Raw genomic sequence first — 24,496 nt, forward strand, 5'->3', positions numbered from 1 at the left:
AGCTTTTATCCTCTCCGCCGCGCGGCATTCCACACCAAAATGACCAGGGCGCACCCTCCAATGATGGAGGAAACCGCACCCACTGGAGCGTCCATCGGCAGCGCTCCAGCAATGACAGCGCACGCGCTCAACAAGGCGGCGCCAGCAGCACACGAAACCAGCGGCACAGGCGTGGGCGTCCGGGCAACAATGCGCCCCACATGCGGGGCGAGAAGCGCGATGAAGCCAATGGGGCCGGCCACGGATACGGTCACCGCGCAGATGCCCGTTGCTGCCACCAGCAGCAGCGCGCGTGTTCGCGTGATGTTGACCCCGAGGGATAGGGCCGAGAAATCATCGTGCGCAAGGAGTGGTAGCTCCCGAGCACACCACAGGCCAAGCACCACGAAAGGAGTCAACCCTACGAGCAGTGGAACAATGACCTCCATCCGCACAAAACCCGTGGTTCCCGCCAGCCACAGCTGCGATTGCGCCGCGCGGAGGAGCTCGGCTGCGCGCAAGAGATACGCCACCAGTGCTTGGAACAGCAGGGAGAGCGCGATTCCAACGATGACGATGCGGTTGCTCGTGCCGATTCCCCCAAGCGCCACCAGCAGGATGGCCGCCAGCACGGCGCCCAACAGCGCGAGCCCGGCCCGCCACCAGAACATGGAGAGCCCGTCGGCAAGCAGCGGCCGAGAGAACACCGTTCCGAGGACCACCATGACGGACGCGCCACCAGTCACGCCAAGAATGTCGGGCGAGGCCAGCGGATTACGCGACATTGATTGCGTCCACGACCCCGCCAGTCCGAGCGCGGCACCCACGATGAGGGTCGCTAGAGCTACCGGCATGCGCAGGTCCCAGACAACGCGGATTTCGCTGCGGCTTCCCCCGCCGTTGAGAATCTCCAGGACCCGCCCCGGGCTCAAGGCCACAGGGCCCTGCCCCAGCAGGAGGACATAGGAGCTTGCCGCGACCAGAACAAAGAAGCAGGTCGCCGCCCATATCCACGTCCGGCGCTGCCGCTCTTGGGAACGCAGTTGCTTGGCGACGTCCCCCTTCACCCGCCCGCTCATAGCTTGTGCTCCCCACGGTGTACGGCCCAGATGAGGAATGGTGCGCCAACAAAGGCCAAGACGATGGACATCTCCAGCTCAGAGGGGCCCGCGATGAGGCGGCCCAGAATATCTGCAGCGAGTACGGAGCAACCACCGAGCAACGCGGCAGGAGCAATCATCGCGGTAACTTCTGGCCCTGTGAACCGTCGCAGCAGATGGGGGATGGCAAACCCGACGAAGGCAATGGGACCTGTTGCCGCAGTTGCGCATCCTGCTAGAACAACGATGCTCAAGGCAGCGCCGCGCCGCGCCAGCGTGGGAGAACCGCCTAGAGCAACCGAGGATTCCTCCCCCATTGCCAGAAGATCGAGCGGTCGCGCCACGCGTGCGGCGATGATAAACCCGATGAGCAATCCGGCACCTGCGATGGCGACATCCTCTGGTCCCCGCCCAAACGTAGAGCCGATGGTCCACCGGCGCATGCTGTCGAGGACATCCGTGGAGTACAGGCCGATCAGCATGGCGCCAGAACTCAAGGCAGCAGCAACTCCTGCGCCCACTAGGACCAGCGTCAGGGGATCCTGAAACCGCCGGGATACACCCAGCACTAATGCTGTGGCCAGGCCGGCGCCTACGAGGGCGAGCGCGGTCCGCATCCCGGTTGAGGTGGCGATACCTAGCGCCGTGCCGAGGGCAACCAGGAACGAGGCTCCCGCAGTGATACCAATGAAGCCCGGATCGGCCAGGGGGTTTCTAGTCCAGGACTGAGCGATAGCACCCGATACCGCGATTGCTGCGCCCGCGAAGTAGGCCACGAAGGTGCGGGGGATACGCAAATCCCACAGGATGTTCTCGATATCTGCTTCGCCTCCGCGGAGGAGGGCAGAAAACAGATCAGGCAACGGGATAGCCCTCGAGCCCACCGCCAATGAGCACAGTAGAAGGAGGAGGGTCGACACCACTAGGGCCATGGTGAGCAGTGCACGGCTTCTCCCCCTCGAATCCAGCGCGACTGCCGTGCCACCGTGGCGCGCACCCGCAGCACCGTGGATAGCGTCAGCCTTCCTCGGTAGCGCGAGCACTTAGAGCTTCTCTTCGAACTTGTCGACGGCCCACGGAATAGTCAGCGGGTTCGGCATGCTCATCGCATTACCGGTGTCCGTGTCCAGGTAGCGAACGCGACCATCCTTAACAACGTCTAGGCCTTGGAACGTGGAATCCTTCTTCAGCTCATCGGCCGCGCCGTTGTAGTCCAAGACGAACAGGTAGTCCACGTCGTTGAGCTGGGAGTAGTTTTCTGGTGCGTAGTCCACGAAGAAGCTGGAACCATCGCCCTGCAGTTCCTGTGGGATCTCAAAGCCCAGGTTCTCAATGAACTGGCCGCGGCCGTCTTCTGCCGTGTAGAGACCCAGCTTCCCGTCATAGGGCATGACGATGGCTGCTCGCCTGCCCTCCAGCTCCGGGTGGGAGTCCCTGAACTGCTCAAAGGCGTCCTCCGCTTGGTCAATGAGCTTCTCGCCCTCCTCTTCCTTATCCACAGCAGCGGCGATGGTCTTGACCTGCTCCTCCCAGGGGATCTGCCAGTCCTCGAAACCTTCTGGCTTCACGGTCAGCGGGGCGATATCCTCGAGGGATTTCTTTGCCTCCTGGTCCACTGCCTGGTTCACGGCGATGATCTGCGTGGGATCCGAGGCAGTGACCTGTTCAAGAACCTCGGCCGTGAAACCGGAAGCGGTGTTATAGATGACCTCGGGCTGTGCATCTCCCAAAAGCTCCTTCGCCCACGGGCCAACTCCGGAGCCATCGCCGTCGCCTTGCGAACCCCACGGCGCCACAGCAACGGGAGTGATTCCGAGTGCGAGTACGGTATCGGCGTCACCCAGCCCCAGGCTGGCAACCCGCACCTCCTCAGCACTGCCTGCAGCGCCGTTGTCCTCGCCGCTTCCGCGCGAGCACCCCGTCAGAGCAATCGCTGCCGCCGAGACAATCGCGAGCACGGCTTTCGCGCGCCGATGGATAGCAACCATGGAATAAACCTTTCCTTCAATGGGAACGAGCGGACAAGCGTTCGCACCCCTAACCTATTTGAGGCTAGCCTAACCTCTGCTTTATCATGGATTCAAATTTCCCTTATACCTAGGAACAATTCCTTTGACGAATCACCGCTTATTACCCGTCACCCTCACGGGGAACACCCGCCTCAAGCCGCGGCTGCACCGCCTTACTTTTCACTCGCCCGCCTTCGGCTCCTACCCCCTAGCCGGGCCTGATGAGTATTTTGGCCTCCTCATGCCCCAGGACGGGCAGGAGTTTTTCCCCTTCCCAGTAGAGGATGCCAATGTGCGCGCCGCCGCCACTGGATTGCCCGACGACGTCCGCCCGGCATTGCGGTGGTACACAATTCGCAGGCTCAACCATAAAACCTGCACCATCGATGTCGATGTGGTGACCCATGGCGATAATGGCCCGGGCTCGCGGTGGATCCTTAAGGCCCAACCCGGGGATACCGCTGGACTTTATACCGGGCAAGCACGGTGGCAGGCCCCTAAGAAGTCACAGTTGCTACTCGCGGACGCCTCCGCTCTTCCAGCACTGTGGCACATCCTGGAGCACTACGAAGCCTCTTCACCGGAAACCTTGGACAGCGTCGACGTCGTTGCCATGATTGCGGACGACGATGAAATTGAAGACGGCTTTGAAAAGACGTGGCGCGGAAAGGTTCGCTCGCTCACCATGATTGTCGCTCCACACGACGAACACAGCGCACGCGCCGTTCAGCTTCTTAGTTCCCGTTTCTCCGCGGATACAGCGCCGGATTCGGTGTGGGTGTCCGGCGAAGGGGACCTGGCGAAAGCAGTGCGCTCGATAGCCGTGCATGACTGGGGTGTACCGCGCGAGGACGTCATCTGGTCCGTGTACTGGATGAAAGGCAAGCCGCGGCCTTAAAGCGGACTTCGCACGCATCTAATCCTTTTAACCGGCAGTGGATAGCCGGTGAATAACTCGGTGCGCTGCCACATGGTTTCCATCAGAAGGTTGCAGTCAAGAGGTTTCAGTCAGAAGGTTCACCTGCCCCCCAAATGAACCTTCTTCGCTCCTCCATATGGTTTGTTTGCCCCCAAGAAAACCTTTTGACTAGAACCATCTACATCCAGCGTCCGCGCTTGCCCTAGGCCTGATGTATCTCCGCTTAAGTCCACGACGTGGAGCACCTGACTTGGGACACACAGCACAACGCGGGTCCCAGTGAAATCCGGAACCCGCGTTGTAAGGGGTCTTGTCTATCAGGCGGTTTCTCACGCCGCCCGCCCTGCAAGACTCAGGGTGTTCTCTCTATCTCTCATGCGCCTCTCTCAAACGCACAAGAATTAGTATGCAGCACTTTCCTTATAAGGCCATCGCACTTTACTGCCAATTACCTGTCAGTGAAACCCAGTCGCTTAACCTGCATAAACGAAGGCTTTCCGATTGAGGCCATGGGCGGATGAACAACGCCACTCCTACCGCTGCTACCTAGTGTTATTCGGCGGTGGGATGGGATTCTTCCGCACTACATTGGTTTACGTCAGGAGGGCGTCCCACAAAAGGCATCTGACTACAGGCATCTGGTAAAAGGCGTCTTTGGGTCTAAAAACGCCATCTGCCATGAGTAAAAGGCGTTTTCCGCCGTGAAAACGCCTTATGACTGATGCCTTTTATCAGACGCCATTTGTCCGATGGCTCTAGCACGTCGATGGAGGCACGCAGACGTTGCGAGTTACAAGAGGAACAAAGAATGTAATCCGTTTCGCGAAGATCCGCGTAGTGCTCTGCAGCCAAGCGCAGGTGAAGCATAGGAAAAGGCCCCGGCTCACGAATGAGCCGAGGCCTTTACGCCGTTAACACAGACATCAATTAGTCGGTGTAGTTCTTCTCCACGGAAGCATCGACCGGGATGCCCGGGCCGGAGGTAGTGGAGATGGTGATCTTCTTGGCGTAGACGCCCTTAGCGGAGGACGGCTTCAGGCGAATGATCTCGTCGTACAGCGCGCCGTAGTTCTCAGCCAGCTTCTCAGCATCGAAGGAAGCCTTGCCGATGATGGCGTGCAGGTTGGAAGCCTTGTCCACGCGGAAGGAAATCTTACCGCCCTTGACGTCAGCAACAGCCTTGGTCACGTCAGCGGTCACGGTGCCGGTCTTCGGGTTCGGCATGAGACCACGCGGGCCCAGCACGCGGGCAACGCGGCCAACCTTGGCCATCTGATCCGGGGTAGCGATAGCAACGTCGAAGTCGATGTTGCCCTCGTTGATGGCAGCGATCAGCTCTTCGGTGCCCACGATGTCGGCGCCAGCAGCCTTAGCGGCCTCAGCGTTGTCGCCCTCAGCGAAGACGGCCACGCGGACGTCCTTACCGGTGCCGTGCGGCAGGGAAACGGTACCGCGAACCAGCTGGTCAGCCTTACGCGGGTCAACGCCCAGGCGGAAGACAACGTCAACGGTGGCGTCGAAGTTCTTGGAGGAGGTCTCCTTGGCCAGCTTGGCGGCCTCGATCGGACGGTACAGGCGGGAGCGGTCTACCAGCTCAGCGGCAGCCTTGTATGCCTTGGACTTGGTGCTCATAAGTGCAATTCCTTTTCTTGGATTGATGTGGTGTTAGCGGGCCGAAGCTGGCCCTGCCACGCGCGGCACTCGGCGTGCCGCGCATTAAATCGAATTATTACTTAGCCGGGACGCCGTCAACGGTGATGCCCATGGAGCGAGCGGTACCAGCGATGATGCGGGCGCCGTTCTCGATGTCACGAGCGTTGAGGTCCTCAAACTTGGTCTGTGCAATCTCCTTGCACTGATCCCAGGTCACGGAGCCAACCTTGTCGGTGTGCGGAACGCCGGAGCCCTTCTTGATGCCAGCGGCCTTGAGCAGGAGCTTAGCTGCCGGCGGGGTCTTCAGCTTGAAGTCGAAGGAGCGGTCCTCGTACACGGTGATCTCCACCGGCACGACGTTGCCGCGCTGGGACTCGGTCGCAGCGTTGTAAGCCTTGCAGAACTCCATGATGTTGACGCCGTGGGCACCGAGTGCCGGGCCGACCGGCGGAGCCGGGTTAGCAGCGCCTGCCTCGATCTGGAGCTTGATCAGGCCAGTGACCTTCTTCTTGGGAGCCATCGAATTACCTCTTTCCTGTGGTACCAGAGTGCCGCCACGATGAATAACAGCACCCCGTCCGGATGCTCACGCATGTGGGCCACCGGAGGATGAACGTTTCAAGATGCGCGAAAGCGCACGGCGTTCAAGTTTAGAACACCGTGCGCCCAGCTCAAAATCGCTTTTTAGGAGATGCGCTCGATCTCCGTCGGGGACAGCTCCACCGGGGTCTCGCGGCCGAAGATGGACACCAGGCCCTGCATCTTGCCGGTCTCCGGGTCGATTTCGGAGATGGTGGCAGACACGGAAGCCAGCGGGCCGGACAGGATGGTGACGGCCTCGCCCACCTCGAAGTCGTGCGCGTAGGCCTTGGCGGCCTCCTTCTCCGGCATGGCCACAACCTGCTCGCCCTCGGAGTCGGCAGCGGAGGTCTCCGGAGAGACCGTTGGATCGTTCGGCATGAGGAACTTAGCCACGTCGCGGATCTTCACCGGGGTAGCGTTGCCCTCGTTGCCCACAAAGGAGGTCACGCCTGGGGTATCGCGGACGACGGACCAGGCGGCGTCGTTAAGCTCCATGCGCACCAGCACGTAGCCCGGCAGCAGCTTGCGCTTAACTACCTTCTTCTTGCCGTCCTTCTTTTCAATGGCCTGCTCGACCGGCACGACGACCTCAAAGATGGAATCCTCCACCTCAAGGGTCTGGGCGCGCATGTCGAGGTTGGTCTTTACCTTGTTCTCATAACCGGAGTAGCACTGGATGATGTACCACTGGCCCGGCTGCTTCTTCAGCTCGCGGGTAAAGGCGCGCAGGCGGGACTTGTACTCGGCGTCTGCGGCAGCGGCGGCGTCTGCCTCAGCGCTTGCCGACGTCTCCCCCGCACCCTCGCCTTCAGCCTCATCCGAGACGCCACCGAGAGCGGCCTCAGCGGCCTTGGTAGCAGCTTCCTTCTCAGCGGCTTCCTTCTCCTCGGCGGACAGTTCCTCCTGCGGCTGCTGGGCTTCCTCAGTAGCCTCGACCGCCTCGGCGGCCTGTTCCTGGACGTTATCGATCATGGCCTGCTCGAGGGAGGTGCCAGTGTTTTCTTCGCTCATTGTCTGCTACTCCAAATTGGTGTTCATTCTTCTAGTCCCCCACCAGGGTACTCGGCGGGACTAGGGCAAAAAGTATCCCGCCGTTTCCCCTAGTCGAGCTAGCGGGAAGGCGGCGGGATGAAAGTATGAGATTAGTTTACTAAGGCGCGAGGATTGCTTCAACTCCAAGGCCGGTCAGCGTGTCCACGCCCCACACCAGAGCGGTGAGGACGATAAGGAAGGCGAAGGTCACCAGAACGTACTGAAGCATTTCCTTGCCGGTAGGCCACACGACCTTCTTCATCTCAGAGACGACTTCACCCGGGAAGGAGCCGACGGATCCGCCGAAAGAATCTTCCTTCTTATCCTCGACGCGCACGACGCGCTTGTCGGTGTAGGAATCAGTAGAGGTGGTCGCTGCGCCAGAGAGCTGACGCTTGCCGGTTGGGCGCGGAGCCCCGGTGCTCGGCTGCTTTTCATCGCTCACGGCGATTCCCTCCTTGGAAGTGATGTGGCAGGGGCGACAGGACTCGAACCTGCAACCTACGGTTTTGGAGACCGTTGCGCTACCAATTGCGCCACGCCCCTCTGCGTGCCCTTTTGGGACAACGCACAACCCTACCAGAACGGTGATTCCCCATGGAAACCACGTGCCGTATAAGGCTGGGAGTCGGTAGTGAAAAAGCGCCCGTGCGCGGACGCTTTTCTTTCCCGGTAGCGATGGCGAGAATTGAACTCGCGACACAGCGATTATGAGTCGCTTGCTCTACCACTGAGCTACACCGCCATATTCACTTTCTGAAAGCTTCCAGAAACATGAATGGAGCCCCCTGACAGAATCGAACTGTCGACCTTTTCCTTACCATGGAAACGCTCTGCCGACTGAGCTAAGGGGGCACAGCCTCTTAGAGTCACGGATTTTCTCCGCTGTGCTCTCGTTGAAGCCTTGAAAAGATTAACCCGAAACGCTTAAACAACACAAATCGCCAGTACACCATTGGTTTTTAGGGGCCTTTTAAACACGTAAATCCATCCCTAACAACCCCTTCGTCACACTCGCGGCAATCCACCTCTTGCCACCTGTATGCCAAATCCAGCTATTGTTGACGTATCAAATACTTTGCCGGCTACAGGGAGGAAAAATGACTACTGACATCCACAAAGAACCATCGAAGGACTGGGCCGGGGACGCCCAGAATGCCTCGACGGAGGGCGAATTCAAGCGGGATACCAACTACATCGGCGATCGCATTCTCGCCTCCATCACCAGCGATGAGCCACAGCCCGCCAATAACGAGGGTGGAGAAGCCCTGCACTGGCCGGTGCAACCCCACCGCTACCGTCTCATCGCCGCGCGCGCTTGCCCGTGGGCGCACCGCGCGGTCATCGTTCGGCGTTTGTTGGGACTGGAGGATGTCATCTCCTTAGGCTTGGCAGGCCCGACCCATGACAAACGCTCCTGGACTTTCGATCTCGACCCCGACGGACTCGATCCCGTCCTGCGCATCCCCCGCCTGCAGGATGCGTTTTTCGCGCGCTTCCCTGAGTACCCGCGGGGCATCACGGTGCCAGCCATTGTGGAAGAATCCAGCGGCAAGGTCGTGACCAACGACTTCAACTCCATGGTGCGGGACTTTCAGACAGAGTGGACCGAGTTCCAGCGAGAAGGCGCACCCAACCTGCTGCCGCCATCCGAGCAGCAGGAGGAGATGGAGGAAATCAACGACTTCATCTTCAGGAAGCTCAACAACGGCGTGTACCGCGCTGGATTCTCCGCATCCCAGGAGGCGTATGAAGAGGCCTATACGGATGTCTTCGAGGCCTTCGACTGGCTGGAGGAGCGGCTAGCCCACCGCCGCTTCATCATGGGCGAGCACATCACGGAAACCGATATCCGGGCATACACCACCTTGATCCGCTTTGACGCTGTCTACCACGGCCATTTCAAGAGCAACCGGAACAAAATCAGCGAGATGCCCAACGTTTATGGCTACGTGCGCGAGCTATTCCAGCTCCCCGGCTTCGGCGATACCACCGACTTCACCGAGATCAAGCAGCACTACTACATCGTCCACCGCGAGATTAATCCCACCCAAGTGGTACCGGCTGGTCCCGACCTTAGTGGCTTGGCACAGCCCCATGGCCGCGATCACTTGCCGGGTGCTCCCTTCGCTGAAGGCACCACCCTGCCGGGGCCGTTGCCCGAGGCTGAGCGGCTGAAAAATGCTACGGCCTTCCAGCGAGAGCTGTTCCGCCTAGATTAGCCGCGCTTAACCCCGCCCTACGCAGAGCTGGGCCGCCCGGTGATCAAAAAATCCCGCAGACCCATTTTCTGTGTCTGCGGGATTTATTTTGTGCCAGGTAGAAGATTCGAACTTCTGAAGGCAATGCCGGCGGATTTACAGTCCGCTCCCTTTGGCCGCTCGGGCAACCTGGCAAGCACTCTTGAGTGCGGTTATGTACTTTACTACGAACTCCTGCCCAACATGCAAATCGCCTGGCAGGAGCACCTATTAGCCCACGCGCTGAACCGTGTAGTCCGCCAGCTGGCGCAGCGCTTCACTAGCCGTGCATTCCGGCAGCAGCGAGAGCTGGTCTTCCACGACGCGGAGGTACGCATTAACGTCGGCCAGCGCCTTATCGCGGCCGCCCGACTGCCACAGCAGCTCGATGGCGCGCTGTACGGAGGCGTCGTCTTCAAGCGGGCCCGTCAGCAGCGCACGTAGCTCATCGCCGACCTCGCCTTCCTCCTCCAGGGCATAAAGCACCGGCAGGGTGAACACGCCCTCGCGCAGGTCCGTGCCCGGGGTCTTCCCGGATTCTTCGGAATCAGAGAAGATGTCGATGACATCATCGACGATCTGGAAGATCATGCCCACGGCCGCACCGATTTGGCGCAGGGCCTCACACTGCTCCGGGCCCGCACCCGCGTGGTAGGCACCCAGGTAGCCGGCGGAGGCAATGAGCACCGCGGTTTTTTCCCGGATCACCGCCGTGTAATGCTCCACAGCATTGGCTTCGCCAGCACCGATGGTTTCCCGCATCTGTCCGGTGACGAGCTCCTCGAAGGTCTCCGCGAAATGCGCCACCGTGTGGGTGTCCAGCTGGCTCATCAGCCGCGAGGCGTGCGCGAGCAGTGCATCGCCCGCCAGAATGGCCACCGAGTTGGTCCACCGGAAGTTCGCGGAATCCACACCGCGGCGGCGCTCCGCCTCATCCATGACATCGTCGTGATAGAGCGTGGCCACGTGGACCATTTCCACCGCGGTCGCTGCTTTCACTACCTCGGGGGACTGTGAGCGTTCACCGAACTCGGAGGCCAACAACGCCATCATTGGACGGAAACGCTTGCCACCAGCCAGGGAGAGGTGGCGCACCTTGTCCTTGATGAAGTCCTGCCCGCGGTCGAGCTCCGTATTCAGCAGGTCCTCTACAGCAGCCATCCCGGCGTTGATACGCTCGGTGAGCTGCGCATCCCCCAAGTCCACGTGCTTGGCGTGAGTTTGGCCGTGTGACATTAAACGTGTTCCTTTAAGCTCAAAAATCCTAGTGTTTACTTACCGTAGCCCATGGCACGGCCCTCAACACACTTGTGGCCACTATCCCGTGCAATGATAGTCCCCATGTCGGAGCAGATCGATTCCACCCTTGTTGACGTCGCCATCGTAGGTGCCGGACCCGCCGGCGCTGCCGCCGCTATCCACGCCGCACGCGCCGGCCATGAGACGCTGCTTGTCGACGCCTCCCCCTTCCCCCGCGACAAGACCTGCGGCGATGGGCTGACCCCGCGCGCCATGCACCAGTTGGAGCTCCTCGGCATCGAGGTCAATGCTTCCTACCGCAACCGCGGGCTCAAGCTGCACGGCTTCGGCGGCACCGTAACCGCCCCGTGGCCTGAGACCTACCCCTCGCACGAAGGCACGGCGCTGCCGCGCTATGAATTCGATGCACTGTTGGTTGGGGCCGCGCAGGCAGCCGGCGCGCAGCTTCTCACCGGCACGGCAACGGCCCCGCAGCTCGACGGCAACCGGCTGGTGGAGTTCTCCGTCGGCAAGCGCCGCGTGCGCGCGCGATGGATCATCGTGGCCGACGGCGTGCGTTCGACGTTTGGTAAGCAGCTGGGCCGCACCTGGCACCGCGAGGAGGTCTATGGCATCGCCGCGCGCGCCTACGCCGATTCGCCCCACGACGGCGAGGAGTGGATGCACTCCCACGTCGAGCTCAAGGATCCCGAGGGTGTAGTGCAGCCGGGCTATGGCTGGATCTTCCCGTTGGGAAACGGCGTCAACATCGGCTTGGGCGCGCTCTCTACGGCCGCCCGCCCGGCCCGCCTCAACACGAAGAAGGCGCTGGATTTCTACGCTGAACAGCAGCGTTCGGAGTGGGGCTTGGGCGAGCTGCGCAACGTTACCTCGGCGATGCTGCCGATGGGCGGTGCGATGTCTGGAGTTGCCGGCGCCAATTGGATGCTCATCGGTGACGCGGCGGCCTGCGTTAACCCGCTCAACGGCGAGGGCATCGACTATGGCCTGGAAACGGCAGCACTCGCCGTGGAGATGCTCGGCACCAAGGACCTGACCTTGGCGTGGCCAGACCGTTTGCGCGCCGAATATGGCGAGGCCTTCCTGCTCGCCCGCACCGCGGCACGCCTGCTGACTTACCCGCAATTCCTGCCGCTGGCCGGACCTGTGGCCATGCGCGGACCCATCGGCCGCATGCTCATGCCGGCCGCTGCACGCCTCATGGGCAACCTCATTACGGAAGAAGACAAGGACCTCCTCGCCCGCGCCTGGCGGCTGGCCGGCGGGACGGTCTCCGCGCTGCGGCGCGATACCCCGCTCTGGGCCTAAGCCCATTGGGCTTAGGCCCCTAGGCAGGCTTCACCGCGGAGTGCAGCGCCACGATCCCGAAGGTCAGGTTGCGCCAGCCTGCTTGCTCCCAGCCGTTGCGGTTGATGGCAGCGGCTAGCTCGTGCTGCTCCGGCCACGCGCGGATGGATTCTGCGAGGTAGATATAGGCCTCCGGGTTGGAGGAGACCACCTTGGCAATCGGCGGCAGCAGGCGGGTCAGGTACTCCTTGTAGACGGTGCCAAAGACCGGGATGACCGGCTTAGAAAACTCCGCCACCGCCAGACGCCCGCCGGGCTTGGTCACGCGCGCCATCTCCCGCAGGCCCAGCTCGAAGTCGTGGATATTGCGCAAACCATAGGAGATGGTCACCGCATCGAAGGTGTTATCCGCAAAAGGCAGGCGCATTCCATCGCCGGCTACCTTGGGAACATCGCGCTCCGCGCCAGCCGCGAGCATGCCGAGTGAAAAATCACAGGCCACGCACCACGCGCCGGACTTGGACAGCTCCTCCGTGGAAACAGCCGTTCCGGCAGCCAGGTCGAGGACCTTCTCCCCCGGCTTCAGGTTGAGCCGCTCACGCGTCAGACGGCGCCAGCGCGCGTCCTGACCAAAGGACAGCACCGTGTTGGTGATGTCGTACTTCTTGCCCACCGCGTCAAACATGCGCGCGACATCGAAGGGCTTTTTCTCCAGATCTGCCTTAGACACAAGCGCCTAGTTTAGGCGACCCGCGCTCCCAGAGCGCGAGCGGCCCAGCGCGGCAGCTCCGGGCGCTGGCCCAGAATGGTCAGCGGCACCTCGCGAACACCCTCCAGAACTTCCTCGTAGTAACCCAGCAGCTGCTCGCAGAGAGCCGGCCAAGTCTTGGAGGCAATCGACTTCCGGGCGTTCTCCCGCAACTCCTCGTGGATCTCCGGGTTGAGCAGAGCGTCCACTGCGTTGGGGAGGTCCTCGACGAACGTGGGGACGTCGAGAAGCAGCCCGTTGTAACCTTCCTCAATGAGATCCACCGGGCCGCCCGCGCGCGGGCCAATGGTGGGCACGCCCGAGGCCTGTGCTTCCTGGATGGCCTGGCAGAAGGTCTCGAACTCGCCGGCGTGGACGAAGATGTCCAGGGAGGCATAGGCCGCGGCCAGCTCCTCGCCTCCCAATGCCCCGGTAAAGACAGCATCCGGCAGCTGTGCCTCCAGCAGCGGGCGCTCGGGGCCATCACCGACGATGACGAGCTGAATGTCCTCGCGACCGTTAAGCGCGGACAGGCGGTGCACTCCCTTCTCTGCGGCCAGGCGGCCGACGAAGCCGACGATCTTCTTCTTCCCCGTGGGCTCCCACTCGCGGCGCAGCGCCGCCGAGCGCTTCGAGGGGTGGAAGCGCTCCGAGTCCACGCCGCGGCCCCAGTGGCGCACGTTCTTGATGTGGTGTTTCTCCAAATCGGAGATGGTGAGCGAGGACGGCGCGAGAGTCATCTGGCAAGCGTTATGGATGGTGCGCAGCCACTCCCACACCCCATAGGCCAGCGCGGAAGCGTGGTACTTGGTGGCAAAGCCCGCAACGTCCGTCTGGTACAGCGCCACTGCCGGAATGCGCAGCTGACGTGCAGAGAATGCTCCCGCAGCTCCCAGGACGAAGGGGCTGGCCAGGTGGATGATGTCCGGCTTAAACTCGCGCAGCGCCTCGTCCACAGCGGAGGTGGGCACTCCGACCGGAAGCGAATCCACCAGCGGCACCCGCACGGTGGGCACGCGCACGATGGTGAAGCCGAGGTAATCGGGGATCTCCTCCTGCCCATCCCGGGCACCGGGGGCGATGACGATGGCCTCGTGGCCGTGCTCGTGGAGGTGTTCGAGGACACGCAGCACGGAGTTGGTCACTCCGTTGACATTAGGCAAGAAGGATTCCGCGACGATGGCTACACGCATGTGCCTCATCATTCCTTTCCCGGGTGCTCTGCTGGTAAAGCACGCGCTAAATTCCGGTTAATTTTCCCGCTTCCCCACCACAACGCACCGGCGATTAGGGTAGCCACGGCCGCAGAGGACAGCGCCGGGATGATCGATAGCGTCCATTCTCGGCCTTCTACCTTGACCAGGTCCGGGTTGTTCTTGGCATAGAGCACCCAGACCTGCTGTCCTTCCCCCAGCCCGGTGGGATAGAGCAGGCCGGTGGGCGGGGTGTGATAGATCCCCTCGGAGTCCTGGAAATCCACGAAGGTACGCAAGGTGCCGACATCCGTCACCGTGGCCAGGGCGCGCCCGGGGTTGGCGCCGATGGTGCGGTCATTGAGAAGAGGACCGATGACCATTCCCGCTATGCCCACCAGTGCTGCGACATACAGCACCAGGAGCAGCTGGCGCACCCGGCGCCGCACCATTTACTGACCCACCTTGGCGTTCAGTGCTTCCTGCAGCGCGCGGCGCGAGGACCTCGTGGTATGCGCCTCCACGACAGTGATGCCGGTGGAGTATTCCTTGAGCTCTGCGAGAACATCAAGCAGCTCCTGCGCCGAGCTCACCTCTCGGTGCTCAGCGCCGCAGGCTTCTGCCAGCTTGGCGACGCCCACCCCATGCGGCGTTCCAAACGCCTTCTCGAAGGAGTCGCGCAGGGGCTCGCGGCCCTGTTCGAGCACCTCGAAGATGCCGCCGCCGTCGTCATTTGAGACGACGATGGTGAGGTTCTCCGGGCGCGGGTTATCCTCGGGGAGGATGAGCGAAGTGGCGTCGTGGAGGAAGGTGACATCCCCCATGAGCGCCACGGTGCGCGGTGCGCGGGGCGCGTCGGCCTCGCGGGACTGGGTGGCCAGCGCGATGCCGATAGCCTGCGCGATGGTGCCGTCGATGCCGGCGGCCCCGCGCGGCGAGTAGGTCTCCACACCGTCGAAGGGCAGGCCGATGAAGGACGCATCCCGCACCGCGTTGGAGGCGCCCAGGACGAGGGTATCTCCGACGGCGAGGGTGTCCCCCACCGCGGCGGCGACGTGGAGGCCGGTAAAGCCGATCTCGGGCTTGGTGGCATCCTCACCGGTGGTCTCCGCCAGAACCTCACGAACACCGTCGGCCGCCATCTGGGCCGCGCCTTCGCAGATCTTCATCCACTCTCGCGTGGGCTCGCCGCTGGTTTTGGCGGTGGTACCCAGCTGCGCGGACTCGCCACGGGGGTTGGTGAAATCTTCCGTGCGCGACAGACAGATGAGGTCGATATCGGGATCACTCAGCAGTGCCAGGACACCGCGGTGCAGGGTGGGATGGCCCACGACGATGACCTGCTCCACCTTGGTGTTGACCACGTAGTCGTTGGCGGAGACTTGGGCGCGGCGGAAGAGGTGTGCTGCGGCCGGGTGCACCGGGTGATAGGGCGCAGGTGCCGTGGGCTCGGCGATGGTGGGGACATCCTCCAGGCCTTCGACTTCCCAGGCCTCATCGCCGGCGATGACGAGCGTGTTGCGGCTGAGATCGACGGCCACCTCTCCGTGATTCGCCCACCGCGGGGTACGAGCGCGGTGCTGCGTGTAATCCGTCGGGCTACCGGGCAGCTCTTCGCCTACCAGCGGGGCATCGAGAGCCACGTTGATGTGCACCTGGCGGTCATTCAAAAAGCGCTCCGCGATAAGCGGGATATCACTCGTGCTCTCCACCTGGGTGGTCTCCGCATACACGCCGAAGATGCCGGGCTGCTCAATAGTCTGGGAGGCCCCCGTGCCCACCAAGCGGGCCGGCCGGTCCGCGCTGATGACGGCCAGCGGGGTATGCGAGTAATGCGCCTCCACCATCGCGGGCAGGGCATTAGCCACCGCGGTGCCGGAGGTCATCACGATGCCGACGTGCCGGCGTTGGACGCGTGCCAAACCTAAAGCAGCGAAGGCGGCGGAGCGCTCATCCAGGCGGGTATGCACGCGAATATCGCTGCGCGCGAGAAGCGCCAAAGACAGCGGTGCGTTGCGCGAACCCGGGCAGATAACCACGTCGGTGAGGTGCCGCGAAAGCTGGGCCGCCAGTGCTTCGGCCAGCTGCATCGACTCCGGCTGCGCGGAGGCAGTGGGCTCGGTGTGAGATTCAGTATTAGGCATTGCCTGCACCACCCGTATCGAGCTCTTCCATGCCCGAATCGAATTGCTCGAAGAGGTCATTGATCAACCCTTCCAATTCGGCTCCACCCTGGTCCACACGGTCCTGGACGTCCGGCGGCAGCTCCGTCGGCAGCTCCGTCGGAATATCGGTGGGGAGGTTATCCCGCGGCGAGCTCTTGGTGGTGGTCACCGTGGTGGGAACCTCGGTGGTCACGGTCTCGGTAACCGGCTCCGGGGCGGGTTTGTCAGCATCCGCTGCCGCACCGCGCCACAGGAAGAACAGCACGCCGGCGAAAACGACGGCGATAGCAGCGATGGCCGCGAAGACATAGGACAGGGCTCCCCCGCCCTTCTTCGGCTGCTCCACCTGGTAGCTGGACGGGACCGGGTCATATTGCGGCTGCTGATAGTTCTGGTCATAGCCCTGCTGATAGGGCTGACCATAGGCCTGCGTGTTTTGGGATCCGGGCTCCGGGAAGTGTTGTTGGGGACGCTGTGGCGGCTGCTGTTGGGGCGCGCCGAACTGGCGGGTTTCGTTCTCACCGGTGACGCGGCCGAACTGCCGCGTCTCGTTGTCGCCGTTGTTGTTGGTCATGGGATTTACCTTATCGTGCACCCGCGCCACTTAGCACCCGCCCGGTGGGCGTTAGTCCCGTGGAAACCTGACCCGGCGTGCCATCCGCCACAATCTTTCCGCCATCCGAACCAGACCCCGGGCCCATCTCAATAACCCGGTCAGCGCCGGCAATGAGGTGACGGTCATGATCTGCCACCACGACAGTATGGGAGGCCTCCACCAGCGAGTGCAGCTCAGCGATGAGCAGGTCGATATCGGCCGGGTGCAACCCGACGGTGGGCTCATCCAGCAGGTAGACGGTATGGCCCCGGCGCGAGTTTCGGGAGCGCTGCAGCTCCGTGGCAAGCTTGATGCGCTGCGCTTCACCGCCGGAAAGCTCCGGAGCGCCCTGGCCCAAGCGCAGGTAACCTAGCCCCACCGCTTCCAAGGTTTGCAGCGCGTGGAGGATCGGCGCTTCATCTGCAAAGACCTCCAGGGCCTCTTCCACCGTAAGGTCGAGGATGTCCGCGATGGTCCTGTCCTTCCAGCGGATGGACAAGGTGTCATCGTTATAGCGCTGTCCCTGGCAATCCGGGCACTGGGTATAGGAGCCTGGAAGGAAGACCAGCTCGACCTCGATCTGGCCGGCGCCACCGCAGGTGGGGCACTGGCCTTGCTTAACGTTGTAGGAAAAGCGCGAGACCGTCCATTTCTTCTTCTTGGCCTCCGGGGTGGCCGCGAAGAGCTTGCGCACGTTGTCGAAGAGGTTGGTGTACGTCGCCACCGTGGAGCGCGGGGTTCGGCCGATTGGCTTTTGGGTAATGGAGACCACGCGCTTGACCTGCTTCGGACAGTCCGGCCCCGTGAGCATGTCATGGAGTGCGGCCAGCAACGTGGATTTGCCGGAACCCGAAAGCCCAGTAATGGCCGTAAACTGGCCGAGTCCGAAGTCCACGTTGAGGCCATCGATGGTGTGCGAGTGCACCCGGCGCAGCGCGATATCACCGTGCGCCGATCGCGCTTCGACCTTGGGCGTGGGGCGCGGGCGCGCCAAGGCACGCGCGGTGGGAGTATCTGCAGAGTCCGCCGCCTCTATGTAATCGGCGACGGGACCCGAGTACACCACCTGGCCGCCGCGCTCACCGGCGAGCGGGCCGACATCCACGATCCAATCGGCCTGCTTGACCAGTTCCATGTCGTGCTCCACCAGCAGCACCGAGTTCCCCTCCGCAATGAAGCGACGGCACATATCCAGCACCGCACCTCGTTCCACCGGGTGCAGGCCCGCAGAGGGCTCATCCAGAACATAGGTCACGCCATAGAGCCCGGAGCGCAGCTGCGCAGCCAGGCGCAGGCGCTGCACCTCACCTCCTGAGAGCGTTTCCGTCGGCCTATCCAGGCTGAGGTGCCCAAGTCCGAGTTCTAAGGCCGATTCGAAAGCCGGAAGGAGGGCCTTGAGGAGCAGGTCTTCCGCGTCATTCGGTTGCGGTTTCTGGGCTTTGAGGAGCTCGAAGACTTCGCTCAGCGGGAGGGCATTGAATTCGTCGATAGGCAGCCCGGCGTAAGTAACCTTGAGGGCCTTCGCCGTCAGCCGGCGCCCCTGACAGGTATCGCACTGGCGGGTTTCCATGAAGCTCAAGACGCGGGCGCGGAGTGTGTCCGACTTCGTCTCCGCATAGGTCTTGGTCAGGTAGCTGGCCACGGAACGCCACGTGCCCTCGTAATTGCGCTGAATCTGATCCGCTCCGCGGCGCGGCTTGACGGTCACCACCGGGCGTTCCTCGGTGAAGAGGATCCACTCGCGGTCTTTTTTAGAAAGCTGCTCCCACGGCGAATCCAGGTCATAGCCCAGTTCTTGCAGGATGTCGTGGAAATTCTTGCCCGCCCAGGCCCCTGGCCACGCAGCAATCGCGCCTTCCTCGATGCTTAAGGAGGGATCCGGCACCATGGAGGCCTCCGTGGGTTCGTGGACCACGCCGGTGCCCTGGCACTCCGGGCACATGCCCTCCGGGGTATTTGGGGAAAAGGAATCGGAGTACAAGCCCTCCGGATTGTCACCGCAGCGCGAGTACAGCAAGCGCACGGAGTTAGACATGGCGGAGATGGTCCCCACCGTGGAGCGCGCGCTGCTTGCCGACGCCGACTGCTGCAGCGCCACCGTCGGCGGCAGGCCTTCGATGCGGCCTACCTGCGGGTCCACCGCCGAGGCAATGAGCCGGCGGGCGAAAGGCGCGACGGATTCCAAATAGCGGCGCTGACCTTCACCGTGGATGGTGCCGAAAGCCAGCGAGGACTTTCCGGAGCCGGACACCCCGGTTACGGCCACGAGCTGGCCGCGCGGCAAATCCACGTCCACGTTGCGAAGGTTGTGCAGGTGCGCGTCTTTCACGGAAATGGTCATGCCCGCCAGCCTACGCTGCCCTCCGGACATGTACCGTGAGCTGTGTTTTTAAAGGTGCGGCCAGCACTCGCGCACGCGCTCGAACCACCACTCGCGGCGCTCGCCCGGCGCGGCGAGTGTGCTCAGGCGATCCGGGTCGGGGGTGAGGGCTTCGGCGCGCAGGTGACCGTCGACAAGCTCGCGTGGTGCTGTCACATCCTCCAGGAACAGCGACCCGGTGGCCAGGCCCGCAGCGGCCGGGGTGACGTCGATGTCTTCGTCGTCATAGATTTGCGGCAAGGCGGCCACTGCGGCAAGTCCCATGGAGATTCCCACCGAGGTATCCAGGGCAGAGGCCACCGTGATGTCCATGTGGCGCTCGCGCAGGTGGGAGGCTACCTCGAGTACTTTGCGCACCCCGCCCAGCGGCGCGGGCTTAACCACGGCGACATCAGCCGCTTGCAATTCCGCCACCCGATAAGGGTCGCTGGCCTTGCGGATAGATTCATCCGCCGCCACCCGCACGAAAATCCCGGCGCGCATGAGCTGGGTGCGCACCTCCTTGAGTTCCTCAACGGTCTTGCACGGCTGCTCCATGTAATCCAGCGGCATGAGCTCCTTGGCCGCGGTGACGGCTTCCTCAACGCTCCAGCCGCAGTTGGCGTCGACGCGCAAAACCGGCACGCGACCCTGTGCCTCGATGTAGGCGCGGACAGCGTGAACGCGCGCGATATCGTCCTCTAGGGTCTGCCCCTTCTCCGCCACCTTGATTTTGAAGGTGCGGCAGCCGGGATAGCGCTCCATGACCTCCGGCACCTGCTCGGCAGGAACCGCAGGGACGGTGCCGTTGACTTCTACCCACTCGCGCACGGGTTCCGGAAAGCCTTCGTAGGCCGCTTCCAGCCCGGCGGCGAGCCAGCGGGCGGATTCCTCCGCCCCGTACTCCAGGAAGGGGGCGAACTCACCCCAGCCCGCGGGGCCATCGATAAGCAATGCTTCCCGGGTCGTAATGCCACGGAACTTCACGGCGAGTGGAAGGGAGACCACGTGGGCGCGGTCAAGGACGTCATCAATGTGCATGACGTTCATCGTACGTGTGGGGGGTTGAGCGCGACACCTGTCATAGCCGGTGTTACCTTTAAACAGTAAGTGGATATAACCAGAAGAAGGATCTTTACATGCTCTACCTTCTCATCGCGCTACTGGCCATCGCCGCAGTTGTCTACCTCATCTATAAGAAAGTCCACGCCGCGGCCTCCATTTTTGCCGTTGGCGTAGTCCTGCTCATGCTCGCCGCGCTCACCGGGCGCGCCGACTTCCGCACCACCGAAATCGAAGCCACCGGCAATGCCTTCTACGACCAGCTGTTGGTTGTGGACGCACTGTTCAAGGCACGCTTCTCCGGTATCGGCATGGCAATCATGGTGCTCTTCGGCTTCGTGTCCTACATGCGGCACATCGGCGCCGACGCCAAGACGGTCGTGGTGCTCTCCTCACCGCTCAAGCGCTTCAAAGGTTCCTACTGGCTGGTTCCGGTGGGCTTCATTTTGGGTACGCTCCTGTCCTTGGTGATTCCATCTGCCGCGGCACTGTCCCTACTGCTCGTGGCCACGCTTCTACCGGCCCTCATCGCTGCGGGCCTGACACCCCTAACCGTGGGCGCCATCGTGGTGACCTCCTCCACCATCGTTCCCACCCCGCTGGAGGCAGGCCTCATTCAGGGCGCCGACCTCACCAACATGACTCCGACGGAATTCGTCTACGGCGCCGTTGCCTACGCCACGGTTCCCACGCTGCTCATCACGGCCTTCGTCCACATGTGGTGGCAGCACCGCTGCGATAAGGCGGATGCCCGCAAGGCTTTGGCCTCCGGTGAAGTCACCGCTGACTCGATGAATGACAAAGCCACTGAAGAAGCTATCGCCCGCGCCGCCTCCCTGCCGGGTTACTACGCCGTGCTCCCGCTCATGCCGCTGCTGCTCATCATCATCTCCGCCATCCTCAACCGCATGGGCGTTATCCCCTTTGAGGGCGGCATCCTCCCAGTGACTGTGGTCTCCCTGTTCATCGCGATGATCATCGAGTCCATCCGCAAGCGCACCGTCACGGGTGCGGTGGATTCAATCTCCAGCTTCTTCAAGGGCATGGGCGAAGGTGCTGCGGGCGTCGTGGCCCTGTTGGTCGCCGCCGCCGTCCTCGTGGAGGGCATCACGCAGATGGGTGTCATCGACATGCTTATCGACGCCGCCGAAGGCTCCTCCGGAGCCGCCGTCATCATCGTTCTCATCTTCGTCGCCGCCACCGCCGCGATGGCCGCGCTCACCGGCTCCGGCACCGCGCCTTATTTCGCCTTCTCTGAGGTAGTACCCAACCTGGCCTCGCAGACCTCCATCCACGCCCCACAGATGCTCACCGCCATTTGGGGAACCTCCAACCTCATGCGCCAGGTCTCCCCGGTCAACGCCGCGGTGCTCATTGTTGCCGGTGCCATCAAGGTCAACCCCATCCAGCTGGTCAAGCGCACCTCCGTGCCCATGATTGTGGCGACGGTGCTCAACACGCTGTTTGCGTTCATGTTTATTGGGTAACACTCCCCGGCTGTGGCCTTAGCGCCCCTTTAAACCACCATGCGGGGCGCTAGGCTACAACTCATGCGAAAACTCTCTACTCTCTCTTTACTCGTTGCCGCCGGAATTGCATTGAACGCCTGCGGCGATACTTCTGACTCCTCTACACCTGCTAGTGAGGCTTCTGCCGACAGCCAATTAACCTCCGTTGTGGCCCCAGTGACTGCCTCCACTTCCGAGGCCCCCGAGGACAGCGGCCCCGCGCCGACTCTTAACGATGCCCCGAGCGGCACTCCCGCCGCGGACGACAACGCCAACCCCAACCCGGGCGGCCACAACATCAACGTCGGGCAAGTCGGCGGTGCATGCGGCTATACCAATCAAGGAGACAAGATCCACGCAGGAGAAAACACCTCCTGTGAGTTCGCCGCCGCTATGTTTGATGAGGCCATCAAGCACACCTTCACCTGGTCGCAGCGCAGTTCTACCGTGAATGGCTCCTACAACACCCGCATTACAGCCATGAGCCCGGCGACCAAACAAACCTACGACCTGTATTGCGCCATGGGCTCTGACACTCGAACTTTCTACTGCGGCATCGACGGCGACAATTCTGTCTACGCCAGCTTTGAAGAGGCCAATCGCCAGACGTGGACTAACCGGCTGTCTACCGAAGGCCAGCCGTAGCGAGCAACCAAACATGACGTACACAACGATCAAATAAGGCCCCAGATCATCGAAGTTTTCGGCCGCTATTTGTTAGAAGTGTCACGCCGCCAATGCGAAGCCTCCTGCCTGCCGTACAATTGCACAGACAATCAATCCCATTAAGGGTTAAAGGAGGAACCATGCTACTTGCTGAAGCCTTGGCCGAGCGCGCCCAGGCGCAGGAGCGCCTCAACTCGCTGAGTGACCGACTCGCGGCGACGGTCCGCATTCAGGAAGGCGATGAACCGGATGAGAACCCGACGGATCTGCTCCGTGAGCTCGAGGGCGTGACTAAGCGCATCGATGAGCTCGTCATCGCGATCAACGCTACGAACACGGCCACCGCATTCGACGATGAGATCACGCTGATGGAAGCGCTGGCTCTGCGTGATGGCCTGCTGCGCAAGCGCCGTATCTACCAGGGGTTGGCCGAGCGCGCGGGTGCGCGCCAGGACCGCTACTCCCGCTCGGAGATCAAGTTCGTGGCCACCGTGCCCGTGCCGAAGCTGCGCGAGCGTGCCGACGATCTGGCCCGCCAGTACCGCGAACTGGATACCCGCATCCAGCAGTTGAACTGGAATACGGAACTGATAACTAAATAGCGACTGCCGCTAGTTGTGCCGCATCCTTGCGGCACGTCATGTCGTTCGACATTTAGTCATGTCGTGTGCGCCTTGCCGCACACGACGGTAGCCCACACTCTTCGCAGCGAGCGCAACCCTTTACTGGGCAGGGAAAGTCCAGTGCTTCTCAGGCGCCTTCGTAGCGCAAGAAGGCAGGGAGGTTCGATTCCGTCCCACTGTATGGTGTACCGCGCTGGTACGGAGTACACGTGCACATTGACGGGGCATACCCCGCAGTATTGTTTATTGTTTATCACCGCCGCGCTGGGCGGAGAGTGTGGGTGAGGGTTTGGGAATGGGGACTATACTTCCGGCGCACCGCTTTCCAATTAAGCTGGTGTGCCATGAGCGAGCAGAAGAACTACAGCACCGATAATCCTTTCAAGCCGGAGCTCTGGCGCCCCGTCGAGGGCTTTGAGGACCTGACGGATATCACCTATCACCGGCTCATCAGTGATGGTCCGAAGCCCCAGCGCAAGGACGGCATCGTCCGCATCGCCTTCGACCGCCCCGAGGTGCGCAATGCGTTTCGCCCGCACACGGTGGATGAGCTTTACCGCGCGCTGGACCACGCACGCCGCACGCCAGATGTTGGCACGGTGTTGCTGACCGGCAACGGGCCTTCCCAGAAGGACGGCGGCTGGGCGTTTTGCTCCGGCGGTGACCAGCGCATCCGCGGCCGCTCCGGGTACCGCTATGCCACGGAGCACGCACACGATGACGCGACTGCCGACGAGTCCACTGTCGACACCGCCCGCGAAAAAGTTGAAGGCGGTCGCCTGCACATCCTGGAGGTCCAGCGCCTCATCCGCACTATGCCCAAGGTGGTCATCGCCGTGGTCAACGGCTGGGCCGCCGGCGGCGGACACTCCCTGCACGTAGTGTGCGATATGACCATTGCCTCCCGCCAGGAGGCCCGCTTCAAGCAGACCGACGCCGACGTCGGCTCTTTCGACGCCGGCTATGGCTCGGCCTACCTGGCCAAGATGGTGGGCCAGAAGTACGCCCGCGAGATCTTCTTCTTGGGACGCACCTACGACGCGCAGCGCATGTACGAGATGGGTGCCGTCAACGAGGTAGTTGACCACGCCGAGCTGGAGGACGCTGCTATCCAGATGGGGCGCGAGATCAACATGAAGTCCCCCACCGCCCAGCGCATGCTCAAGTTCGCCTTCAACCTCACTGACGACGGACTCATGGGCCAGCAGGTCTTCGCCGGCGAAGCCACCCGTTTGGCTTATATGACCGATGAAGCCGTCGAGGGCAAGGAGTCCTTCCTGGAAAAGCGCGAGCCCAACTGGGATGACTTCCCGTACTACTACTAGTCCCAAGGAGAAGCCGAAGTGCTGTACTTTGCCATTGCCCTCGCGGCCATCGCGCTGGTTGCCGTCATCGGTTCCCGTGTGTGGATGCTGCGCCACATCCAACAGGCCCAAAGGGACGGTGAGCGCCCCTTCGATCAGGAGGATGAGCTCATCAACCCTTACGAACACCGCGGGCGGTAACCTAACTAACC

23 protein-coding genes and 4 tRNA genes are annotated in these 24,496 nt (G+C 62.3%); 8 read left to right on the top strand and 19 right to left on the bottom strand.

The window, feature by feature from the left end:
* Positions 1 to 5 precede the first annotated feature (5 nt).
* The 3 genes from HMPREF2537_RS04915 to HMPREF2537_RS04925 are packed head-to-tail and all read right to left on the bottom strand — an operon-like array spanning position 6 to position 3,067.
* Entirely contained in the window at positions 6 to 1,058 is a 1,053-nt protein-coding gene (locus tag HMPREF2537_RS04915; protein WP_070526005.1) for a FecCD family ABC transporter permease, read from the bottom strand.
* The gene (locus HMPREF2537_RS04920; RefSeq protein ID WP_070526007.1) at positions 1,055 to 2,122 is read right to left on the bottom strand and encodes a FecCD family ABC transporter permease; all 1,068 of its coding nucleotides are present in this window, start codon (positions 2,120 to 2,122) and stop codon (positions 1,055 to 1,057) included. The genes HMPREF2537_RS04915 and HMPREF2537_RS04920 overlap by 4 nt, the downstream gene beginning before the upstream one ends.
* Positions 2,123 to 3,067, bottom strand: a complete 945-nt coding sequence (locus HMPREF2537_RS04925) for an ABC transporter substrate-binding protein (RefSeq protein ID WP_070526009.1) — start codon at positions 3,065 to 3,067, stop codon at positions 2,123 to 2,125.
* Between the two features lie 124 nt (positions 3,068 to 3,191).
* Between HMPREF2537_RS04925 and HMPREF2537_RS04930 the strand changes: the two genes are divergently transcribed.
* Positions 3,192 to 3,986: a siderophore-interacting protein gene (locus HMPREF2537_RS04930; protein ID WP_070526012.1), complete on the top strand. Its 795-nt coding sequence runs from the start codon at positions 3,192 to 3,194 to the stop codon at positions 3,984 to 3,986.
* Between the two features lie 948 nt (positions 3,987 to 4,934).
* Here the strand turns inward: HMPREF2537_RS04930 and rplA are convergent.
* The 7 genes from rplA to HMPREF2537_RS04965 form a co-directional block, all read right to left on the bottom strand.
* Positions 4,935 to 5,639, bottom strand: a complete 705-nt coding sequence (gene rplA, locus HMPREF2537_RS04935; RefSeq protein WP_070526014.1) for a 50S ribosomal protein L1 — start codon at positions 5,637 to 5,639, stop codon at positions 4,935 to 4,937.
* Between the two features lie 97 nt (positions 5,640 to 5,736).
* Positions 5,737 to 6,180 (bottom strand): 50S ribosomal protein L11, encoded by a 444-nt coding sequence (gene rplK / locus HMPREF2537_RS04940; protein WP_010189723.1) that lies wholly within the window; start codon positions 6,178 to 6,180, stop codon positions 5,737 to 5,739.
* 164 nt (positions 6,181 to 6,344) lie between these two features.
* Positions 6,345 to 7,253, bottom strand: a complete 909-nt coding sequence (gene nusG / locus HMPREF2537_RS04945) for a transcription termination/antitermination protein NusG (RefSeq protein ID WP_070526017.1) — start codon at positions 7,251 to 7,253, stop codon at positions 6,345 to 6,347.
* A 139-nt stretch (positions 7,254 to 7,392) separates the two neighbouring features.
* Positions 7,393 to 7,719: a preprotein translocase subunit SecE gene (secE, locus tag HMPREF2537_RS04950; RefSeq protein WP_070520982.1), complete on the bottom strand. Its 327-nt coding sequence runs from the start codon at positions 7,717 to 7,719 to the stop codon at positions 7,393 to 7,395.
* Positions 7,720 to 7,744: 25 nt separating this feature from the next.
* A tRNA-Trp gene (locus HMPREF2537_RS04955) sits at positions 7,745 to 7,820 on the bottom strand.
* A gap of 127 nt (positions 7,821 to 7,947) precedes the next feature.
* Positions 7,948 to 8,019 (bottom strand) — tRNA-Met (locus tag HMPREF2537_RS04960).
* A 34-nt stretch (positions 8,020 to 8,053) separates the two neighbouring features.
* Positions 8,054 to 8,129: transfer RNA gene (locus HMPREF2537_RS04965), tRNA-Thr, on the bottom strand.
* A gap of 245 nt (positions 8,130 to 8,374) precedes the next feature.
* Here HMPREF2537_RS04965 and HMPREF2537_RS04970 point away from each other — a divergent pair.
* Positions 8,375 to 9,496, top strand: a complete 1,122-nt coding sequence (locus HMPREF2537_RS04970) for a glutathione S-transferase C-terminal domain-containing protein (protein ID WP_070526019.1) — start codon at positions 8,375 to 8,377, stop codon at positions 9,494 to 9,496.
* Positions 9,497 to 9,587: 91 nt separating this feature from the next.
* On the opposite strand, the gene HMPREF2537_RS04975 is transcribed toward HMPREF2537_RS04970, so the two are convergent.
* Both HMPREF2537_RS04975 and HMPREF2537_RS04980 read right to left on the bottom strand, forming a co-directional pair.
* Positions 9,588 to 9,669, bottom strand: a tRNA-Tyr gene (locus HMPREF2537_RS04975).
* Between the two features lie 76 nt (positions 9,670 to 9,745).
* Positions 9,746 to 10,750: a polyprenyl synthetase family protein gene (locus tag HMPREF2537_RS04980; protein WP_070526022.1), complete on the bottom strand. Its 1,005-nt coding sequence runs from the start codon at positions 10,748 to 10,750 to the stop codon at positions 9,746 to 9,748.
* Positions 10,751 to 10,843: 93 nt separating this feature from the next.
* Between HMPREF2537_RS04980 and HMPREF2537_RS04985 the strand changes: the two genes are divergently transcribed.
* Positions 10,844 to 12,082, top strand: coding sequence for a geranylgeranyl reductase family protein (locus tag HMPREF2537_RS04985; RefSeq protein WP_070526024.1), 1,239 nt, complete (start codon positions 10,844 to 10,846; stop codon positions 12,080 to 12,082).
* 19 nt (positions 12,083 to 12,101) lie between these two features.
* Here the strand turns inward: HMPREF2537_RS04985 and HMPREF2537_RS04990 are convergent, their stop codons facing one another.
* Genes HMPREF2537_RS04990 through HMPREF2537_RS05020 form a run of 7 tightly spaced genes read right to left on the bottom strand, consistent with a single transcriptional unit; the run spans position 12,102 to position 20,171 of the window.
* Positions 12,102 to 12,791 (bottom strand): demethylmenaquinone methyltransferase, encoded by a 690-nt coding sequence (locus HMPREF2537_RS04990; RefSeq protein WP_046647771.1) that lies wholly within the window; start codon positions 12,789 to 12,791, stop codon positions 12,102 to 12,104.
* 11 nt (positions 12,792 to 12,802) lie between these two features.
* Complete coding sequence (locus HMPREF2537_RS04995; protein ID WP_070526027.1) at positions 12,803 to 14,002, bottom strand: glycosyltransferase family 4 protein; 1,200 nt, start codon at positions 14,000 to 14,002, stop codon at positions 12,803 to 12,805.
* Positions 14,003 to 14,010: 8 nt separating this feature from the next.
* Positions 14,011 to 14,454 (bottom strand): DUF3592 domain-containing protein, encoded by a 444-nt coding sequence (locus HMPREF2537_RS05000; RefSeq protein ID WP_070526029.1) that lies wholly within the window; start codon positions 14,452 to 14,454, stop codon positions 14,011 to 14,013.
* Positions 14,455 to 16,146: a 2-succinyl-5-enolpyruvyl-6-hydroxy-3-cyclohexene-1-carboxylic-acid synthase gene (menD, locus tag HMPREF2537_RS05005; RefSeq protein ID WP_070526031.1), complete on the bottom strand. Its 1,692-nt coding sequence runs from the start codon at positions 16,144 to 16,146 to the stop codon at positions 14,455 to 14,457.
* Complete coding sequence (locus tag HMPREF2537_RS05010; protein ID WP_070447990.1) at positions 16,139 to 16,741, bottom strand: hypothetical protein; 603 nt, start codon at positions 16,739 to 16,741, stop codon at positions 16,139 to 16,141. Before HMPREF2537_RS05010 ends, menD begins: the two co-directional genes overlap by 8 nt.
* Positions 16,742 to 16,751: 10 nt before the next feature.
* A complete protein-coding gene (locus HMPREF2537_RS05015) occupies positions 16,752 to 19,103 on the bottom strand; it encodes an ATP-binding cassette domain-containing protein (protein WP_070526033.1) in 2,352 nt (783 codons plus the stop codon).
* Positions 19,104 to 19,151: 48 nt separating this feature from the next.
* Positions 19,152 to 20,171 carry an o-succinylbenzoate synthase gene (locus HMPREF2537_RS05020; RefSeq protein ID WP_185963243.1) on the bottom strand — a complete coding sequence of 340 codons (1,020 nt, stop codon included), beginning with the start codon at positions 20,169 to 20,171 and terminating at the stop codon, positions 19,152 to 19,154.
* 89 nt (positions 20,172 to 20,260) lie between these two features.
* On the opposite strand from HMPREF2537_RS05020, the gene dcuC reads away from it, so the two are divergent.
* From dcuC to HMPREF2537_RS12795, 5 genes are all read left to right on the top strand, one after another.
* A complete protein-coding gene (dcuC, locus tag HMPREF2537_RS05025; protein ID WP_070526041.1) occupies positions 20,261 to 21,670 on the top strand; it encodes a C4-dicarboxylate transporter DcuC in 1,410 nt (469 codons plus the stop codon).
* Between the two features lie 63 nt (positions 21,671 to 21,733).
* Positions 21,734 to 22,336 (top strand): hypothetical protein, encoded by a 603-nt coding sequence (locus HMPREF2537_RS05030; protein ID WP_070526043.1) that lies wholly within the window; start codon positions 21,734 to 21,736, stop codon positions 22,334 to 22,336.
* A gap of 161 nt (positions 22,337 to 22,497) precedes the next feature.
* Positions 22,498 to 22,959, top strand: coding sequence for a DIP1984 family protein (locus tag HMPREF2537_RS05035; protein WP_049154842.1), 462 nt, complete (start codon positions 22,498 to 22,500; stop codon positions 22,957 to 22,959).
* Between the two features lie 365 nt (positions 22,960 to 23,324).
* The gene (locus tag HMPREF2537_RS05040) at positions 23,325 to 24,305 is read left to right on the top strand and encodes a 1,4-dihydroxy-2-naphthoyl-CoA synthase (protein ID WP_070526045.1); all 981 of its coding nucleotides are present in this window, start codon (positions 23,325 to 23,327) and stop codon (positions 24,303 to 24,305) included.
* Positions 24,306 to 24,323: 18 nt separating this feature from the next.
* Complete coding sequence (locus HMPREF2537_RS12795; RefSeq protein WP_168162401.1) at positions 24,324 to 24,485, top strand: hypothetical protein; 162 nt, start codon at positions 24,324 to 24,326, stop codon at positions 24,483 to 24,485.
* Positions 24,486 to 24,496 lie beyond the last annotated feature (11 nt).

It is taken from the genome of Corynebacterium sp. HMSC074E01 (genome assembly GCF_001808885.1).
In the GTDB taxonomy this organism is placed as follows: domain Bacteria; phylum Actinomycetota; class Actinomycetes; order Mycobacteriales; family Mycobacteriaceae; genus Corynebacterium.

Coding starts and splice junctions, on each gene's coding strand:
- HMPREF2537_RS04915 (WP_070526005.1), bottom strand. CDS start 1,058: ATGAGCGGGCGGGTGAAGGGGGACGTCGCCAAGCAACTGCGTTCCCAA.
- HMPREF2537_RS04925 (WP_070526009.1), bottom strand. CDS start 3,067: ATGGTTGCTATCCATCGGCGCGCGAAAGCCGTGCTCGCGATTGTCTCG.
- rplA (WP_070526014.1), bottom strand. CDS start 5,639: ATGAGCACCAAGTCCAAGGCATACAAGGCTGCCGCTGAGCTGGTAGAC.
- rplK (WP_010189723.1), bottom strand. CDS start 6,180: ATGGCTCCCAAGAAGAAGGTCACTGGCCTGATCAAGCTCCAGATCGAG.
- nusG (WP_070526017.1), bottom strand. CDS start 7,253: ATGAGCGAAGAAAACACTGGCACCTCCCTCGAGCAGGCCATGATCGAT.
- HMPREF2537_RS04970 (WP_070526019.1), top strand. CDS start 8,375: ATGACTACTGACATCCACAAAGAACCATCGAAGGACTGGGCCGGGGAC.
- HMPREF2537_RS04980 (WP_070526022.1), bottom strand. CDS start 10,750: ATGTCACACGGCCAAACTCACGCCAAGCACGTGGACTTGGGGGATGCG.
- HMPREF2537_RS04985 (WP_070526024.1), top strand. CDS start 10,844: ATGATAGTCCCCATGTCGGAGCAGATCGATTCCACCCTTGTTGACGTC.
- HMPREF2537_RS04995 (WP_070526027.1), bottom strand. CDS start 14,002: ATGCGTGTAGCCATCGTCGCGGAATCCTTCTTGCCTAATGTCAACGGA.
- HMPREF2537_RS05000 (WP_070526029.1), bottom strand. CDS start 14,454: ATGGTGCGGCGCCGGGTGCGCCAGCTGCTCCTGGTGCTGTATGTCGCA.
- menD (WP_070526031.1), bottom strand. CDS start 16,146: ATGCCTAATACTGAATCTCACACCGAGCCCACTGCCTCCGCGCAGCCG.
- HMPREF2537_RS05010 (WP_070447990.1), bottom strand. CDS start 16,741: ATGACCAACAACAACGGCGACAACGAGACGCGGCAGTTCGGCCGCGTC.
- HMPREF2537_RS05015 (WP_070526033.1), bottom strand. CDS start 19,103: ATGACCATTTCCGTGAAAGACGCGCACCTGCACAACCTTCGCAACGTG.
- HMPREF2537_RS05020 (WP_185963243.1), bottom strand. CDS start 20,171: ATGAACGTCATGCACATTGATGACGTCCTTGACCGCGCCCACGTGGTC.
- dcuC (WP_070526041.1), top strand. CDS start 20,261: ATGCTCTACCTTCTCATCGCGCTACTGGCCATCGCCGCAGTTGTCTAC.
- HMPREF2537_RS05030 (WP_070526043.1), top strand. CDS start 21,734: ATGCGAAAACTCTCTACTCTCTCTTTACTCGTTGCCGCCGGAATTGCA.
- HMPREF2537_RS05035 (WP_049154842.1), top strand. CDS start 22,498: ATGCTACTTGCTGAAGCCTTGGCCGAGCGCGCCCAGGCGCAGGAGCGC.
- HMPREF2537_RS05040 (WP_070526045.1), top strand. CDS start 23,325: ATGAGCGAGCAGAAGAACTACAGCACCGATAATCCTTTCAAGCCGGAG.